This is a genomic window from Delftia sp. WSY_10 (assembly GCF_043104705.1).
Taxonomy (GTDB): domain Bacteria; phylum Pseudomonadota; class Gammaproteobacteria; order Burkholderiales; family Burkholderiaceae_C; genus Comamonas; species Comamonas tsuruhatensis.
Map to the genome: position 1 here is coordinate 75,898 of NZ_JBICKY010000057.1, position 16,239 is coordinate 92,136.

Genomic DNA, 16,239 nt, shown 5'->3' on the forward strand with positions numbered 1-16,239 from the left:
CAGGCAACTCACTCGAAGCGGTCGCCCTCGGCCAGCGGCGCATGCCGGTAGCTGGCCGGCGTGCGGCTGAGCTTGACGGGCGCGCCCAGGCCCCGGTAGCCGCCCTCCATCTCCACCACCATCTCGCGGTGCAGGGTATGCGGGTGGTTGAGCGCCGCGTCCACGCCCAGTACGGGTGCGGCGGGCACGCCGATGGCCATCAGCGCATCGGCCAGGGCGGGGCCGTCGCAGGACTGCAGGGCCTGCTCCAGCAGCGGCTTGAGCGCATCGCGGTGGTGCGAGCGCTGGCCGGCCGTGGCAAAGCGCTCGTCGGCCACCAGTTGCGGGCATCCCAGGTGCTCGCACAGCAGGCGGAACTGGCGGTCGTTGCCCACGGCCAGGAAGACCGGCGTGGTGCGCGTGGCAAAGCTGTCGTAGGGATAGATGTTGGGATGGGCGTTGCCCGAGCGCCCTGGCGTCCTGCCGCTCATGAACCAGTTGCCCGCATGCGGGTGCAGCAGCGAGATGCCGCTGTCGTACAGCGAGACATCGACCAGCTGGCCCAGGCCGCTGCGCTGGCGCTCCTGCAGCGCCAGCAGCACGCCGATGACGCCGTTCATGCCCGTGACCATGTCCACCACCGGCAGGCCCACGCGCAGCGGATCGCCGCCGGCCTCGCCGTTGACGCTCATCAGCCCCGTCATGGCCTGGATGGCCGCGTCATAGCCGGGCCAGGCACCCAGCGGGCCATCGGCGCCGAAGCCGCTGACGCGGCACCAGATGAGGCGCGGAAAGCGCTCGCGCAGCTGCTCCCAGCCAATGCCCCATTTCTCCATGGTGCCGATCTTGAAGTTCTCCACCACCACGTCGGCCTGCTCCATCAGCGCCACCACGGCCTGCTGGCCTTCGGGCAGGGACAGGTCCAGGAACTGCAGCCGCTTGTTGCGGTTCAGGCCCCGGTAGTAGGAGGACACACCGTCCTGGAACGGCGGCCCCCAGGCGCGCGTATCGTCGCCCTGCGGCGGCTCCACCTTGAGCACGTCGGCGCCGTGGTCGCCCAGGATCTGGCCGCACAGCGGGCCACCAAGAATGCGGGAGAGGTCGAGGACACGGATGCCCTGGAGCGCTCCCGCCCGTTGATTTGTGTTCATGGGGATACTCTCGTCAGTCGAGCTTCGCGCCGGAGGCATCGACCACGGCCTTCCACTTGGTCACCTCCTGCGCGATGAAGGTCGACAGCCCCGCTGGCGACAGATCCGATGCCGGCTCCAGCCCCTGGTCGGCAAAGGTCTTGCGGATGCGCTCGCTGCCCAGGGCCTTGCGGAAGGCCGCGTTCAGCGTCTCGATGCGGTCGGCCGGCGTGCCGGCCGGTGCCACCACGCCGAAGAACACGCTCACGTCGTAGCCGGGCAGGCCCTGCTCGGCGATGGTGGGGATGTCGGGCATGGCCTGGGAGCGCTTTTCCGTGGCCACGCCAATGGCCTTGAACTTGCCGGCCTTGATGTAGGGCATGGCGGTGAGGATGTCGGTGAAGGTCATGTTCACCTGCCCCGCCAGCAGGTCGTTGAGCGCCGGGCCCGTGCCCTTGTACGGGATGTGCTGCAGCGAGGTGCCGGCCATCTTGTTGAACAGCACGCCCGCCAGGTGCGAGGAGGCGCCGTTGCCCGAGGACGCATAGTCCAGGCTGCCCGGCTTGGCCTTGTCCTGGGCAATCAGCTCCTGCACGGTGGTGGCCTTGGTCGCCGGGTTGACCACCAGCACATTGGGCAGGTGGCCCACGCGGATGATGGGCGCGAAGCTGGTCTGCGGGTCGTAGTTGATCTTGCGGTACAGGTGCTTGTTGATGGCCAGCGGCCCCGAGGTGCCGAACATGATGGTGTAGCCGTCCGGCCTGGCGCGGGCCACGAAGTCGGCGCCGATGTTGCCGCCCGCACCGGCCTTGTTCTCCACGATCACGCTCTGGCCCAGCGTCTCGGTCAGCGCCGTGGCCAGCACGCGTGCCATGGCGTCCGTGGGCCCGCCGGGCGGGAAGGGAACGACGAAGCTGATGGGCCGCTCGGGAAAGCGCTCGGCCAGTGCGGCGGCCGGCAGCGCGGCGGTGGCGGCGAGCGCACAGGCGCACAGGAATCGGCGTTTCTGGAAGGACGGCTTCGGGTCAGTGCAAGGCATGGTGTTTGTCTCCGGTACTTGTGTGGTCATCCCTGTGGACGGGATGTGTGTTCTGGGTCGGTGCGGTCGATGGGCTCAGCGTGTCCAGCCTTCGGGCAGGTCGCCTGCCGCCAGCGGGTCGCGCGGCAGCACGCGGTGCAGCAGCACCAGCTGGGCCCAGCGCATGCGCTCGGCGCTGCCGGTGCACGAGGCCTCCCAGGCCATGGCCGTGGCCGTGAAGCAGTGGTACAGGCCCGAGGCGGCGGCGCGCGCCAGGCGGTCACCGCCCTCCTCGGCCGCGCGCAGGGCCAGGGCCGCAGCCTTGTCCATGCTGGCCGACAGCGCGGCCTTGAATTCCGTGGCCGCCTCGGTCTGGGCCAGCAGCTGGGCCGCGTGGTCGCGCAGCACGGGCAGCGAGCCTTCGCGCTTGATGGCGCGGATCACGTCCAGCGCCACGATGTTGCTGGTGCCTTCCCAGATCGATCCGAGGTGGGAGTCGCGCACCAGGCGCGGATCGCTCCACTCCTCGATGTAGCCGCATCCGCCGCGCACTTCCATGGCGTCGCCCGTGACCTTGCGCGCGTCGCGGCAGGCGCGGAACTTGATCATGGGCGTGAGGATGCGCAGCAGCGCGTAGGCGCCGTCTTCGCCTGCGTCCGAACGCTGCAGCGCCTGGGCCGTCTGCAGCACCATGGTGCGGGCCTGCTCGGAGTAGATGCGCAGCTTGTCGAGCTGGCGCTGCATCAGCGGCATGTCCTGCAGGGCCTTGCCGAAGGCGCGGCGCTCGCGCGCCACGTACTCGGCCTCGGCCACGGCACGGCGCATCAGCCCGGCCGAGCGCACGCCGTTGGACAGGCGCGAGTTGTTGACCATGTCGGCCATCTGCACGAAGCCCCGGCCCTGCTCGCCCACCAGGTAGGCGACGGCGCCGTCGAGCACGATCTCGCCGCTGGCCATGGAGCGCGTGCCCAGCTTGTGCTTGAGGCGCACGATGCGGTAGTGGTTGGCCGAGCCATCGTCCAGCCGGCGCGGCAGCAGGAACAGCGAGATGCCCTTCATGCCCGCCGGCGCGCCTTCCACGCGCGCCAGCACCATGGCGAAGTCGGCATCGGGGTTGGAGCAGAACCACTTGTCGCCCGACAGGCGCCAGCTGCCGTCGGCGGCCGGGCGGGCCAGCGTCTGGGTGTTGGAGATGTCCGAGCCGGCCGCCTGCTCGGTCATGAACATGGCGCCCTGGGCCTGGTCCTCGAAGCGCAACTGCGTCATGCGCGGCCAGTACTTCTCGACCAGGGCCGGCTCGCCGTACTTGCGCAGCGTGCGCGCCAGCGAGTCCGTCATGGACAGCGGGCAGCACAGGCCGAACTCGGCCTGTACGAACAGATAGGTCAGCGCGTACTTGGCCAGCGGCGGCAGCTTGCCATCCCAGCCCAGCACGCCCGTGCGGTGCGACATGACGGCCAGGCCGAACTCGCCATAGGCAATGCGCTCCATCTCCACATAGGCCGGGTGCTTGACGATGCGCTGCGCATCGCGCCCCGTGCGATCGCGGTGCTCCAGCTCGGGCGGGTTGCGGTCGGCGGTCAGCGCCCATTCATCGATCTCGCGGCCGGCCAGCGCGCCCATGCGCTCCAGATAGGGCTGCAGATGCGCGTTCACCTCGGGCGGCAGGTACAGCGCCAGCAGGGGCTGCAACTGCGAATCGGTGGTGTACAGGTTGCTGCCGTGGCGGTCGGGCACGGCCTGGAAAGCCTGGGCGGGGGAAGACTGCATGGCGGCCAGCGCCTGCGGTTCGGGGTTCATGGTCTGTCTCCTGTGCGGGAACCGGGCCCGGGAGCATGGGCTCCGGGTCTTGGGGATGCCCCCATTCTTGGAAACAGTCCTATTCGAGTCAAATATCGATAACGTATTGATCAATAGCCAAACCGGATAGAACGCCATGGAGCTGAGACAACTGAGGTACTTTCTGGTGCTGGCCGAGGAGCTGCACTTCAGCCGTGCAGCCCAGCGCCTGTCCATCTCCCAGCCGCCGCTGAGCGTGGCCATCCGCCAGCTGGAGGAGGAGTTGGGCGCCCAGCTGTTCGAGCGCACCAGCAAGGAGGTGCGGCTCACGGCCGCCGGCAAGCACCTGCGCGTGCAGGCCCAGGACATCATGGAACAGGCCCAGCGCGTGCGCCAGGACATGCGCGCCATCGCCGACGGCGTGCAGGGCCGCATCCGGCTGGGCTTTGTGGGTTCGGCCATCTACCGCGGGCTGCCCGAGGCGCTGGAGAGCTTTCGCGCCCGGCACCCGCTGGTGCGCATCGACATGCTGGAGCTCAACAGCGCAGAGCAGATCGCCGGCCTGCAGCAGGAACGCCTGGACCTGGGCCTGCTGCACGCCACGCGCCCCGCACCAGGCCTGCAATCACACACCCTGGTGAGCGAGCCGTTCATGGCCTGCCTGCCGGACAGCCACGCGCTGGCCGGACTGCGCAAGCTGCAGGTGCGCCAGCTGGCGGGCGAGCGCATGGTGCTGTTCTCTCGCCAAGTCTCGCCCGACTACCACCAGCAGATATGGCAGATCTGCCAGAGCGAAGGCTTCACGCCCGACCTGCACCATGAGGTAAGGCACTGGCTGTCCGTGCTGTCCATGGTTTCGTTGCGTCAGGGCGTGTCCCTGGTGCCGGCCTGCCTGCAGCGCGTGGGCTTTCCGGGGCTGGCCTTCGTGCCCATCCAGGGCCGGCACCCGCAGTCGCAGATGCAGGCCATGTGGCACCCGGGCCATGTGCAGCCCCTGGTCGAATCGCTGCTGGCCCATCTGCGCGACAGCGTGGGCAGGCTGGGGCAGCAGCCATAAACGCCACACCCTTGCTCAGTTCACTCTGTCCAAAACTGGCGTGACCCAGAAGCGAGGGACACCGAGCAAGGGCCGCCCCGCTGCCAGGATGTCGTCCCCCTTGCAGGGGGAAGCCGCATAGCGGCTCAGGGGGTTTCCAACTTCATTCCAGGAGCTGCCTGAGAACGTACGGCAGGATGCCGCCGTGCTTGTAATAGTCCACCTCGATGGGCGTGTCGATGCGCAGCTTGACCACCACGGTCTGCTTGCTGCCGTCGGCACGCGTGATCACCAGCTGGGCCTCGCTTTGCGGTGCCAGGTCGGCGGCGGGAATCACTTCCACGAACTCCTCGCCCGTCAGGCCCAGGGTCTGCCAGCTGTCCGTGCCCAGGAACTGCAGCGGCAGCACGCCCATGCCCACCAGGTTGGAGCGGTGGATGCGCTCGAAGCTGCGCGCCACCACGGCCTTGATGCCCAGCAGCTGCGTGCCCTTGGCGGCCCAGTCGCGGCTCGATCCCGTGCCGTATTCCTCGCCCGCGAAGATCACGGTGGCACGGCCTTCGGCCTGGTACTTCATGGCCGCGTCGTAGATGGGCATCTTGGTGACCTGGCCCGTGCCGTCGCGGTACAGCGTCAGGCCGCCCTCCTCGCGCGAGCCATCGGGCTGCGCGGGAATCATCAGGTTCTTGATGCGCACGTTGGCAAAGGTGCCGCGCATCATCACCTCATGGTTGCCGCGCCGCGAGCCGTAGCTGTTGAAGTCGGCCTTTTGCACGCCGTGGGCCAGCAGCCACTGGCCTGCGGGCGAGCTTTCCTTGATGGAGCCGGCCGGCGAGATGTGGTCGGTGGTGATGGAGTCGCCGAACAGCGCCATCACGCGCGCGCCGTGCACCACGTAGGGGTTGGAGCCTTCGGCGCCGGCAGCACCGGCGGCACCGGCAGCAGGCGCGTCCAGCTGGAGCCGGAAATCATCGAAGAACGGCGGCTCGGCAATGTAGGTGCTCTCGGGCCAGGTATAGGTGGCGCCCGTCACGCCGTGGATCTTTTCCCAGAGCTTGCCGGGCTCGGAGCGCACCTTCTCGTAGTTCTCGCGGAAGGCCTTGCCGTTCATGGCGTACTTCATCAGCGCGTGGATCTCTTCGCTGGTCGGCCAGATGTCGCCCAGGTAGATGTCACGGCCGTTCTTGCCCTGGCCCACGGGCTCGGTCATCAGGTCGCGGCGCACCGTGCCGGCAATGGCATAGGCCACGACAAGGGGCGGGCTGGCCAGGAAGTTGGCCTTGATGTTGGGGTGGATGCGCGCCTCGAAGTTGCGGTTGCCCGACAGCACGGCCGCGCAGACCAGGTCGTTGCTGGTGATGGCCTCGTTGAGCTCCGGCGTGAGGTCGCCCGCGTTGCCGATGCAGGTGGTGCAGCCGTAGCCGGCCAGCGCAAAGCCCAGCTTTTCCAGGTAGGGCAACAGGCCGGCTTCGGTCAAATACTCGGTCACCACGCGCGAGCCCGGCGCCAGAGAGGTCTTGATGTGCGGCTGCACCGTGAGCCCGGCCTTCACCGCCTTCTTGGCCAGCAGGCCGGCGGCCAGCATCACGCTGGGGTTGGAGGTGTTGGTGCAGCTGGTGATGGCGGCAATCAGCACGTCGCCGTTGGCGATGCTCAGGCGCTTGGGCGGCGTGGGGGCATCGACCGGCGCCTCGCTGTGGGCGGCCTCCAGCTTGGGCTTGTTGGCCTCCATCTCGGCCAGCGAGCGCTGCGCGCCGGGCGGATGGGCCGGCGTCTCGGGCGCCACCTCGCCCTCGCCGCCACCGCCTACGGGAAAGCTCCGGCCCAGCCGTTCGATCGGCTGGTTGAACCCGTTGTGCGCCGCAGGGGCACTGAACAGCTCATCGAACTTGGACGACACATTGCCCAGCTCGATGCGGTCCTGCGGGCGCTTGGGTCCGGCCAGGCTGGGCGCCACCGTGCCCAGGTCCAGGCGCACCACATGCGAGTAGTCGATCTCGCCGGCGGCCGGCACGCCGAACAGTTCCTGCGCGCGGAAATAGCCCTCGAAGGCCTCGATCTCGGCCTTGCTGCGGCCCGTGCCCCTGAAGTAGTCGATGGTCTTTTCATCGACGGGGAAAAAGCCCATGGTGGCGCCGTACTCGGGCGCCATGTTGCCGATGGTGGCGCGGTCGGGCAGCGCCAGGGTGCGCGTGCCTTCGCCGAAGAACTCCACGAACTTGCCCACCACCTTCTCGCGGCGCAGGATCTCGGTCACCGACAGCACCAGGTCGGTGGCCGTCACGCCCTCGCGCAGCTGGCCCGACAGCTCGAAGCCCACCACATCGGGCGTGAGGAAGTACACGGGCTGGCCCAGCATGGCGGCCTCGGCCTCGATGCCGCCCACGCCCCAGCCCACCACGCCGATGCCGTTGATCATGGTCGTGTGGCTGTCCGTGCCCACCAGGGTGTCGGGGTAGTGCACGCCGTCCTTGGTCTTGTGCACGCCGCGCGCCAGGTACTCCAGATTCACCTGGTGGACGATGCCGAAGCCCGGCGGCACCACGCCGAAGGTGTCGAAGGCCTGCATGCCCCACTTCATGAACTGGTAGCGCTCCTTGTTGCGCTGGAACTCCAGCTTCATGTTCAGGTCCAGCGCCTTCTTGGTGCCGAAGTAGTCCACCATGATGGAGTGGTCCACCACCAGGTCCACGGGCACCAGCGGCTCGATGGACTTGGGCTTCTTGCCCAGCCTGGCGGCAGTGCTGCGCATGGCGGCCAGGTCGGCCAGCAGCGGCACGCCCGTGAAGTCCTGCAGCACCACGCGCGATACCACGAAGGGGATCTCGTCCACGCGCTCGGCCTGGGGCTTCCAGTTCGCCAGCTGCTCCACATGCTCGCGCGTCACCTTGTTGCCATCGCAGTTGCGCAGCACGGACTCCAGCACGATGCGCAGCGACACGGGCAATCGCCGGACCTGTGGATATTGCCTTGCCAGCTCAGGCAGGGAGAAGAACTTGCCCTTCTTGCCCCCCGCCGCAGCAAAGGTCTTGAGGGTGTTTTCATATTCGTGGCGCATCGTGAGACTCCTGGATGAAACTCTGGGAAGGCACATGCGCGCCGCCTTTTTCCGGGCTGCTGGGCATGTACCAAGACTCTGATTTCCATTGTGCCCAGAAGTGCCCGCGGATGCTGTGGTCCATTGGCGATAGTCACACGCGGACAACGCTGTCCGCGCGGAAAAAGCGGCAGGCTTTCACGGGGCTGTCATCGAACCGGCCAGCGAAGCCCTGCTGCGCCACAACCCCGCGCACTGCAGATCGCCCAGCGCCACGCCGATGGCCGCCTGGCCCAGCACCCATGCCCAGCCTGCGGGCGCAGGCTCCAGCACGCCGCTGTACAGCACAACCCCGCAGGCCAGGGCCCAGCCGAAGTTGCCGAACACGGCAATGGCCACCAGCCCCCGGCTGCGCGGCATGCGGCACGCGCCCCAGCCAGCCACGCAGGCCCAGGCCAGCAAGAAGCACCCCGTGCCCAGCAGCAGCGCCTGCGGCAACCCCGTGACAACGGCCAGCGGCTGCGCAAAGGCCAGTTGCACCGCACCCGCGGCGGCGCAGCAGATGGCGTCGGCCCACAGGGTGCGGGGCAGGAAACGGGCATGGGAAAACATCGGCATCAGCACTCCTTGTGGATCGCCGGGCATGCACCTCGCAAGCCGGCCCCGCCGATGCTCCGCCGCCACCGCCCCCCGAGTCCATGACCTGCCAGGTCATGCCAGCCCCGCTGGAGCAACTCCAGTCGCTATGCCACAATCCGCACCAGCCCCCTGTCACGGGGCCGGTGCTTGAAAACACCTTTTCCAAGACTAGCGGTGCAGCCTCCCCGTCAGCGAGGCTTTGTCACGTCTGAATCCTGTATTCGTGGGCGCTTGCCCACGTCTGTGCGATTTCGGGCGGGATGGGGCTCACCGCAAGGCTGCCCGCACGACTAGTCTCGTGTTTTCAACATCCCGCCCACCTGCCTGCGCTTGAAAACGCAACACGGTGGTCTCAAGCCTCGACTAGGAGCACGGAAGCATGCGCAACGTTTGCCTTTCCACGGCCTCTCTCAACCTTGCACGGAGAGCCGAGCCATGACCCCCAGACCCCCACCAAGCGCCGAGCATTTCACCCAGGTCGTGACCGAGGTGGACCGCCTGGTGCAGCAAGGCTGTGCCGAGATCTCGGCACTCTCCCGCATGGCCCTGCTGTGGCTGGAAACGCCCGAGACCAGCAACCGCCTGGAGGTGCTCGCCAGCGCCCTGCGCACCATCCGCAACAGCGCCGACATGCTGGCCAGCGAAACCAGCGGCGAAGTCGTCGCCGTGGGCTGCTCCCACCACGTCAAAAGCAGCGCAGTCCCCTGAACCCGGCCGAGCGCAGCAAAGGCCCGCACCAGCCCCCCGTATGCCAGCGCCTGCGTCGGGCCGCCTGCGGGGTTGCAGTCCTGCCGCAGGACAGGACTGCTTCGTCAACTGACTCGCCGCAGTTGTCTGAACGGAGCGCGCAGCGCGCAGTGAGTTCTGCGGCGAACCCCGCAGGCGGCCCGACGCAGGTTGCCCCGCAGCGCAGCGAAGGGGTCGCGGGCATTCGGGTCGTCTTTCTTTGGCCTACCTTTCTTCGGCCGGCGTACCGGTGACGAATCAAAGAAAGGTAGGTCGGCTGCCGGGCCGAGACCCGGCCTCGAAAAAACACCCCCCCGGCAGGGGCAGAAACAGTCCCATCACCCGACAACCACGGACCGCGCACCGCCGACAACATCCCGCGTGCGCCGCAACCCAGTCCACTGCAACTCAGCCAACACCACAACCACCACCGCCTGAGCCAACACCCACGCCACCCCCCAGGCAGACAACCCCAACCCACCAAACGCCAACAGCGCAACACAGCCCACAGCCCACCCGAAATTCCCCACAACCACCAGCCCGATCAACCGCCGCGGCACAGGCGAGCGCGCCGCCATCCACGCAGCCAGCAGCGCATAGCCCAGCAAAAACCAGCCTGTGGACTGCAGCAGCGCCAGAGGCAACCCCGTCACATCCGACAGCGGCTGCCCCGCCACCAGTTGCAAGGCGCCCGAGGCGGCGCAGGAAGCAGCATCGGCCCACATCACGCGGGGCAGGAAACGGGGGGAAGCGAACATCGACATGGCGAACTCCTTGAGAGCAACAGGCACACACCGTGCATGCCATGGACTGCATGGTCCGCCGCAGGCTGCACAGGGTCGATAACCTCGCAGGTCATGGCCGCCACGCCGGCCCCGCCGCTACGATGCGGACCATGACCTCCACCGCCCATCCACCGTCCGCGCGCTCGCCCTTCGGCGACCATCTGCGCCACTGGCGCCAGCACCGCCGCCTGAGCCAGCAGGGCCTGGCACTGGAGGCCGAGATCTCCACGCGCCACCTGAGCTATGTGGAAACCGGCCGCGCCCAGCCCAGCCGCGAGATGGTGCTGCGCCTGGTGGAGCGCCTGGGCGTGCCGCTGCGCGAGCGCAATGCCCTGCTGGTGGCCGCAGGCTACGCGCCCATGTACCAGGCCCGGCCGCTGGACCACCCGGACCTGGCCGCCGCGCGCCAGGCCGTGGACCTGGTGCTCAAGGGCCACGAACCCAATCCGGCCCTGGCCGTGGACCGTCACTGGAACCTGGTGGCCGCCAACGCCATCGTGCCGCTGCTGCTGGCCGGCGTGGCGCCCTGGCTGCTGGAGCCGCCCGTCAATGTGCTGCGCCTGAGCCTGCACCCCGAAGGCCTGGGCCCGCGCCTGGCCAATGCAGCCCATTGGCGCGCGCATCTGCTGCACCGCCTGCAGCAGCAGATTGCCGCCACGTCGGATGCGCAGCTGCAGGCGCTGCACGACGAGATTGCCGCCTACCCGTTCAAGGAAAATGAAGCGGACTCACATGGCGCAGCACCTGCCAGCCACATTGCCGTGCCCTTCGCGCTGGACACCGACCATGGCCGGCTGAACTTCATCAGCACCATCACCATCTTCGGCACGCCGGTGGATGTGACACTGCAGGAGCTGGCCGTGGAGTCGTTCTTTCCGGCGGATGCGCAGACGCAGGAGGTACTGGGACGGTTGAAGCAGACTGCGTAAACCGGAAAGTACAGAGCCAGAAAGCAGCAAAGCCCGCCGAAGCGGGCTTTGCTCATGGAGCCGGATCAGGCCGGACTCAGGCGCTCACGCCCTTGGCCACGTCCGCGTACTCTTCGATCTGGTCGAAGTTCATGTAGCGGTAGACGCTGGACTTGTCGGCATCGATCACGCCCATTTCCTTGAGGTATTCCTCCTTGGTGGGCAGCTTGCCCAGGCGCGATGCGATGGCGGCCAGCTCGGCCGAGCCCAGGAACACGTTGGTGTTCTTGCCCAGGCGGTTGGGGAAGTTGCGGGTCGAGGTGGAGATCACCGTCGCGCCTTCGCGGACCTGGGCCTGGTTGCCCATGCACAGCGAGCAGCCCGGCATTTCGGTGCGGGCACCGGCCGTGCCGAAGGCAGCGTAGTGGCCTTCCTTGATCAGCTCGTTCTGGTCCATCTTGGTGGGCGGAGCCACCCACAGCTTGACGGGGATGTCGCGCTGGCCGCCCAGCAGCTTGGCTGCTGCGCGGAAGTGGCCGATGTTGGTCATGCACGAACCGATGAAGGCTTCATCGATCTTGGTGCCGGCCACTTCGGACAGGAACTTGGCGTCATCGGGATCGTTGGGGCAGCAGACGATGGGTTCCTTGATGTCGGCCAGGTCGATCTCGAACACGGCAGCGTATTCGGCGTCCTTGTCGGCTTCGAGCAGGTCGGGCTTGGCCAGCCAGGCTTCGACCTTCTCGATGCGGCGCTGCAGCGTCTTGGCGTCGGCGTAGCCGTCGGCGATCATGTTCTTCATCAGAACGATGTTCGAGGTCAGGTACTCCTTGATCGGCTCAGGGTTGAGCTTGATCGTGCAGCCGGCAGCCGAGCGCTCGGCCGAGGCGTCGGACAGCTCGAAGGCCTGTTCCACCTTCAGGTCGGGCAGGCCTTCGATTTCCAGGATGCGGCCCGAGAAGATGTTCTTCTTGCCGGCCTTGGCCACGGTCAGCGCGCCTGCCTTGATGGCGTACAGGGGAATGGCATGCACCAGGTCACGCAGGGTGACGCCGGGCTGCATTTCGCCCTTGAAGCGCACGAGCACGGACTCGGGCATGTCCAGGGGCATCACGCCCGTGGCGGCGCCGAAGGCCACCAGGCCGGAACCTGCGGGGAAGGAGATGCCGATGGGGAAGCGCGTGTGCGAGTCGCCGCCCGTGCCCACGGTGTCGGGCAGCAGCAGGCGGTTGAGCCAGGAGTGGATCACGCCGTCACCGGGACGCAGGGCCACGCCGCCGCGGTTGCTGATGAAGGCGGGCAGCTCGCGGTGGGTCTTGACGTCCACGGGCTTGGGGTAGGCGGCCGTGTGGCAGAAGGACTGCATGACCATGTCGGCCGAGAAGCCCAGGCAGGCCAGGTCCTTGAGCTCGTCGCGGGTCATGGGGCCGGTGGTGTCCTGCGAACCCACGGTGGTCATGCGCGGCTCGCAGTAGGTACCGGGGCGCACGCCCTGGCCTTCCGGCAGGCCGACGGCGCGGCCGACCATCTTCTGGGCCAGCGTGAAGCCGGCGTTCGAAGCAGCGGGCGCCTGGGGCAGGCGGAACACGGTGGAGGCAGACAGGCCCAGGAATTCGCGGGCCTTGGCGGTCAGCGAACGGCCGATGATCAGGTTGATGCGGCCGCCGGCGCGCACTTCGTCGAACAGCACGTCGCTCTTGAGCTGGAACTCGGCGACGGTCTCGCCGTTCTTGACCAGCTTGCCGTCATAGGGCAGCACGTCGATGACGTCGCCCATCTCCAGCTTGGAGACGTCCACTTCGATGGGCAGCGAGCCGGAGTCTTCCTGCGTGTTGAAGAAGATGGGGGCGATCTTGCCGCCCAGGGTCACGCCGCCGAAGCGCTTGTTGGGCACGAAGGGGATGTCCTGGCCCGTGGCCCAGACGATGGAGTTGGTGGCCGACTTGCGCGAGGAGCCGGTGCCGACCACGTCGCCCACGTAGGCGACCAGGTGGCCCTTCTTCTTGAGGTCGTCGATGAACTGCATCGGGCCGCGCTTGCCGTCTTCCTCGGGCTTGAAGGCCGCGTCGGGACGGGTGTTCTTGAGCATGGCCAGGTAGTGCAGCGGGATGTCCGGACGGCTCCAGGCATCGGGTGCGGGCGACAGGTCGTCGGTGTTGGTCTCGCCGGGCACCTTGAAGACGGTGACGGTGATCTTCTTGTCCACTTCGGGGCGCGAGGTGAACCACTCGGCGTCGGCCCAGCTCTGCATGACTTCCTGGGCCTTGGCGTTGCCGGCCTTGGCCTTGGTGGCCACGTCGTTGAAGAAGTCGAACATCAGCAGCGTCTTCTTCAGCGCGTCGGCAGCGACGCCGGCGACTTCGGCATCGTCCAGCAGCTCGATCAGGGGGTGCACGTTGTAGCCGCCCACCATGGTGCCCAGCAGCTCGGTGGCCTTGGCCTTGGAGATGAGAGCCACCTGGATGTCACCGTGGGCCACGGCCGCCAGGAAGCTGGCCTTGACCTTGGCGGCATCGTCCACGCCCGGAGGAACGCGGTGCGTGAGCAGGTCGAGCAGGAAGGCGTCCTCGCCAGCGGGCGGGTTCTTGATCAGCTCGATCAGTTCGGCAACCTGCTTGGCATCCAGCGGCAGCGGGGGGATACCGAGCGCGGCGCGTTCGGCCACGTGGTCACGGTAGGCTTTCAACATGATTCTCTCTCCATGGTTTTCTAAAGTGGGGCTGCTTGCGGGACGCTCAGGTCCGGGCCTGGATTACTGGCCGGCGGGCTTGGGTGCTTCCAGCAGGCTGGGAGGCGGGTTCTTCTTGATGGCCTCGGCCACCTGAAGCTGGTCAGGGCTCATGCATTCGTCGGCCAGGCGCTGGCCGACCTTCTGGTTCATGAGCATGGACTTGTTGGCGATCTGCAGCCAGACGGCGCCGGCATGCTTGTCTTCCAGGCGCACGGTGCCGGTCGAGGTCTTGACGGGCGCCATGTGGTACTTGAAGCCCTTGCCGTCGATGTTGAAGTAGCCGGGGTTGGACTGGTCGGCCGTCACATTGACGAAGGCGCCCAGCTCGCAGGGAATGCGGCCGGTGTGCACGCGCTCCGAGATGGCCAGGTCTTCGGCGGACAGCGGCTGCTGGGCAGCAGCTGCCACGGCCGCCGCACCGCCGACTGCGGCAGCGCCGGCAGCGGCCTTGGCCGCAGTGGCCTTCTTGGCGGGAGCCTTCTTGACCGCAGGCTTGGCGGCGGCCTTGGCCGGAGCCTTCTTGGCAGGTTCGGCGGCGCTGGCGCCCAGGCCCATGGCCAGCAAGGGGGCTGCGATCAGGATGGAGGCGATAGCTGTCTTCATACGTTGGGCTCCTGCAAATTCCCGGTGTGGGCTAAGCAAGTGATTCTGATGCAAACCAGGGCTGCACCTGCGGGGGCAGCGCCTGGCCGGTCTGGTGGGCACGTGTGAGCAACTGCCAGAAATAGCGGTAGCTCGCCCGGTCATGTAATACACCATCCACGCTGACGGGCGCCCAATCGGCGGCCTCGGCGGCGGTAAGTATTTGTGCGGCCTGCGCCACTTCGTCGGCCTGGGGCGCGAAGGCGGCCAGGATGGGGCGGATCTGGTCCGGGTGGATGCTCCACATGCGGGTATAGCCGAGCCGCCGTGACGCCTGTGTGGCAGCGGCCTGCAGCGCCTGTGGATTCCTGAATTCGGTGACCACGCAGTGCGAAGGCACCTTGCCGTGCGCATGGCAGGCAGCTGCGATCTCCAGCTTGGCACGCACGACCAGCGGATGGTCGAACTGGCCGGCCGAGCCCATGGCCGAGGCGGGAATCGCGCCGCCATGGGCCGAGACGAAGTCCATCAGGCCGAAGGAAATGCTCTGCACGCGCGGGTGTGCCGCGATGTCGAAGGCGCGGTGCACGGCGGCGGGCGACTCGATGAGCACATGCAGCGGCAGTTCGCGGCAGCCCAGTCGGCCCAGATGCCGCTCGGCCAGCAGCACGTCGTCCACGCTTTCCACCTTGGGCAGCATGAGGTGGCACAGGCGGTCGCCGGCCTCGCCGACGATGATGTCCAGGTCCTGCGCGAAGCTGGCGTGGTCCACGGCATGCACGCGCGCAGCCACGCGGGCGCCGGGCGCGGCATCACGCGCCAGCGAGGCCACCAGGCGCGCATGGGCGGCCTCCTGGCCCACGGGGGCGCCGTCCTCGCAGTCCAGCGTGACGTCGAACACGCAGGTGCCGAACTCGGCCATCATCTCGGCCTGCAGCTGCAGGCTCTTGCGCATGCGCACTTCCACGCCGCTGTAGTGGTCGCAGACGGGCAGGTGCAGGGCACCGCCCTGCGCATCGAGCAGCACCTGGGCCGGGTGTGCGCGAGAGGGTGTGGACGTGGCGGCGGTCATGGCTTGCGCTGGGCGACGATGAACAGGCGGGGGAAGGCCAGCAGGCGCCGGCCGTCGGCGCGCACGCCGTAGGCGGCGTCCACGCGGTTTTCGTATTCGGTGAGGAAGTCGGCCTGCAGGGCTTCGGGCAGGCCTTCGACGAAGGGCTTGAGGCCGGTGCCGCGCAGCCACTGGACGATGGCGCCGGCCGAGTCCATGGGATGCTGGTAGACGGTGTGCCAGACATCGACGGCGCCGGCCTCGACGCCGGCCTGCTCCTGCGGTCCGGCCAGCAGGTCGTAGTAGCTGCGGATGGGCAGGATGTCGGCCCGCACCTTGGCGGCATCGCCGATGTAGGCGGCAAACTTGGGCAGGCTGGCAATCTCGCGCATCACGCGGTGCGTGGCTTCCTGCCGGTTGTCGGGCATCTGTATCGCCAGCACGCCCCCTGGCGCCAGTTGGGCGAACAGGCGGGGTATCAGCGTTTCATGCTCCCCCACCCACTGGAGGGAGGCATTGGCATAAATCAGGTCGGGAGCGCTCTCGCCGGGGGCGGGCGTCCAGGAAGCAATGTCGGCCAGCGCGAAGCGGGCCTCAGGCAGATGCTGGCGCGCGGTGGCCAGCATCGCCTGGGAGTTGTCTATGCCGGTGATCGTGGCACCGGCATAGCGCTGTGCAAGCAGCTCGGTGGAATTGCCCGGCCCGCATCCCAGGTCCACCACATGGCGGGCCTGGGCCAAGGGCACACGCGCCAGCAGCTCGGCTGCGGGGCGCGTACGCTCATTGGCGAAACGCAGGTAAAGCGCGGGATTCCAGTCGAGCATGGCTTGCCGGCGGC

13 protein-coding genes are annotated in these 16,239 nt (G+C 67.8%); 3 read left to right on the forward strand and 10 right to left on the reverse strand.

Going from position 1 to position 16,239, the window contains the following annotated elements; genetic code table 11:
- Positions 1 to 8 precede the first annotated feature (8 nt).
- The 3 genes from ACF8ML_RS26225 to ACF8ML_RS26235 form a co-directional block, all read right to left on the reverse strand.
- A complete protein-coding gene (locus ACF8ML_RS26225) occupies positions 9 to 1,130 on the reverse strand; it encodes a CaiB/BaiF CoA transferase family protein (RefSeq protein WP_392408373.1) in 1,122 nt (373 codons plus the stop codon).
- 13 nt (positions 1,131 to 1,143) lie between these two features.
- A complete protein-coding gene (locus ACF8ML_RS26230; RefSeq protein WP_016450211.1) occupies positions 1,144 to 2,148 on the reverse strand; it encodes a tripartite tricarboxylate transporter substrate binding protein in 1,005 nt (334 codons plus the stop codon).
- 75 nt (positions 2,149 to 2,223) lie between these two features.
- A complete protein-coding gene (locus ACF8ML_RS26235; RefSeq protein WP_252653249.1) occupies positions 2,224 to 3,927 on the reverse strand; it encodes an acyl-CoA dehydrogenase family protein in 1,704 nt (567 codons plus the stop codon).
- Between the two features lie 136 nt (positions 3,928 to 4,063).
- Here ACF8ML_RS26235 and ACF8ML_RS26240 point away from each other — a divergent pair, with 136 nt between their 5' ends.
- On the forward strand, positions 4,064 to 4,963 hold the full coding sequence (locus ACF8ML_RS26240) for a LysR family transcriptional regulator (protein ID WP_034368145.1): 900 nt from the start codon (positions 4,064 to 4,066) through the stop codon (positions 4,961 to 4,963).
- A gap of 142 nt (positions 4,964 to 5,105) precedes the next feature.
- Here the strand turns inward: ACF8ML_RS26240 and ACF8ML_RS26245 are convergent, their stop codons facing one another.
- The gene (locus ACF8ML_RS26245; protein WP_392408375.1) at positions 5,106 to 8,000 is read right to left on the reverse strand and encodes an aconitate hydratase; all 2,895 of its coding nucleotides are present in this window, start codon (positions 7,998 to 8,000) and stop codon (positions 5,106 to 5,108) included.
- 177 nt (positions 8,001 to 8,177) lie between these two features.
- Positions 8,178 to 8,597, reverse strand: coding sequence for a hypothetical protein (locus ACF8ML_RS26250; RefSeq protein WP_047325743.1), 420 nt, complete (start codon positions 8,595 to 8,597; stop codon positions 8,178 to 8,180).
- 456 nt (positions 8,598 to 9,053) lie between these two features.
- Here ACF8ML_RS26250 and ACF8ML_RS26255 point away from each other — a divergent pair, with 456 nt between their 5' ends.
- Positions 9,054 to 9,326: a hypothetical protein gene (locus ACF8ML_RS26255; protein ID WP_016450207.1), complete on the forward strand. Its 273-nt coding sequence runs from the start codon at positions 9,054 to 9,056 to the stop codon at positions 9,324 to 9,326.
- Positions 9,327 to 9,682: 356 nt separating this feature from the next.
- On the opposite strand, the gene ACF8ML_RS26260 is transcribed toward ACF8ML_RS26255, so the two are convergent.
- Entirely contained in the window at positions 9,683 to 10,108 is a 426-nt protein-coding gene (locus tag ACF8ML_RS26260; protein ID WP_151019456.1) for a hypothetical protein, read from the reverse strand.
- Positions 10,109 to 10,239: 131 nt separating this feature from the next.
- On the opposite strand from ACF8ML_RS26260, the gene ACF8ML_RS26265 reads away from it, so the two are divergent.
- Positions 10,240 to 11,058 (forward strand): helix-turn-helix domain-containing protein, encoded by an 819-nt coding sequence (locus ACF8ML_RS26265; RefSeq protein WP_392408376.1) that lies wholly within the window; start codon positions 10,240 to 10,242, stop codon positions 11,056 to 11,058.
- 76 nt (positions 11,059 to 11,134) lie between these two features.
- On the opposite strand, the gene acnB is transcribed toward ACF8ML_RS26265, so the two are convergent.
- The 4 genes from acnB to tam form a co-directional block, all read right to left on the reverse strand.
- Positions 11,135 to 13,726 carry a bifunctional aconitate hydratase 2/2-methylisocitrate dehydratase gene (gene acnB, locus ACF8ML_RS26270; RefSeq protein WP_016450204.1) on the reverse strand — a complete coding sequence of 864 codons (2,592 nt, stop codon included), beginning with the start codon at positions 13,724 to 13,726 and terminating at the stop codon, positions 11,135 to 11,137.
- A 63-nt stretch (positions 13,727 to 13,789) separates the two neighbouring features.
- Entirely contained in the window at positions 13,790 to 14,371 is a 582-nt protein-coding gene (locus ACF8ML_RS26275; protein ID WP_016450203.1) for a hypothetical protein, read from the reverse strand.
- A gap of 31 nt (positions 14,372 to 14,402) precedes the next feature.
- The gene (locus ACF8ML_RS26280; protein WP_012204351.1) at positions 14,403 to 15,422 is read right to left on the reverse strand and encodes a CoA ester lyase; all 1,020 of its coding nucleotides are present in this window, start codon (positions 15,420 to 15,422) and stop codon (positions 14,403 to 14,405) included.
- A complete protein-coding gene (gene tam / locus ACF8ML_RS26285) occupies positions 15,419 to 16,225 on the reverse strand; it encodes a trans-aconitate 2-methyltransferase (protein WP_013803434.1) in 807 nt (268 codons plus the stop codon). The genes ACF8ML_RS26280 and tam overlap by 4 nt, the downstream gene beginning before the upstream one ends.
- Positions 16,226 to 16,239: the final 14 nt, after the last annotated feature.

Bases quoted from the DNA above. Each gene is read 5' to 3' on its own strand.
- ACF8ML_RS26225 (WP_392408373.1), bottom strand. From the start codon at position 1,130: ATGAACACAAATCAACGGGCGGGAGCGCTCCAGGGCATCCGTGTCCTC.
- ACF8ML_RS26230 (WP_016450211.1), bottom strand. From the start codon at position 2,148: ATGCCTTGCACTGACCCGAAGCCGTCCTTCCAGAAACGCCGATTCCTG.
- ACF8ML_RS26235 (WP_252653249.1), bottom strand. From the start codon at position 3,927: ATGAACCCCGAACCGCAGGCGCTGGCCGCCATGCAGTCTTCCCCCGCC.
- ACF8ML_RS26240 (WP_034368145.1), top strand. From the start codon at position 4,064: ATGGAGCTGAGACAACTGAGGTACTTTCTGGTGCTGGCCGAGGAGCTG.
- ACF8ML_RS26245 (WP_392408375.1), bottom strand. From the start codon at position 8,000: ATGCGCCACGAATATGAAAACACCCTCAAGACCTTTGCTGCGGCGGGG.
- ACF8ML_RS26250 (WP_047325743.1), bottom strand. From the start codon at position 8,597: ATGCCGATGTTTTCCCATGCCCGTTTCCTGCCCCGCACCCTGTGGGCC.
- ACF8ML_RS26255 (WP_016450207.1), top strand. From the start codon at position 9,054: ATGACCCCCAGACCCCCACCAAGCGCCGAGCATTTCACCCAGGTCGTG.
- ACF8ML_RS26260 (WP_151019456.1), bottom strand. From the start codon at position 10,108: ATGTCGATGTTCGCTTCCCCCCGTTTCCTGCCCCGCGTGATGTGGGCC.
- ACF8ML_RS26265 (WP_392408376.1), top strand. From the start codon at position 10,240: ATGACCTCCACCGCCCATCCACCGTCCGCGCGCTCGCCCTTCGGCGAC.
- acnB (WP_016450204.1), bottom strand. From the start codon at position 13,726: ATGTTGAAAGCCTACCGTGACCACGTGGCCGAACGCGCCGCGCTCGGT.
- ACF8ML_RS26275 (WP_016450203.1), bottom strand. From the start codon at position 14,371: ATGAAGACAGCTATCGCCTCCATCCTGATCGCAGCCCCCTTGCTGGCC.
- ACF8ML_RS26280 (WP_012204351.1), bottom strand. From the start codon at position 15,422: ATGACCGCCGCCACGTCCACACCCTCTCGCGCACACCCGGCCCAGGTG.
- tam (WP_013803434.1), bottom strand. From the start codon at position 16,225: ATGCTCGACTGGAATCCCGCGCTTTACCTGCGTTTCGCCAATGAGCGT.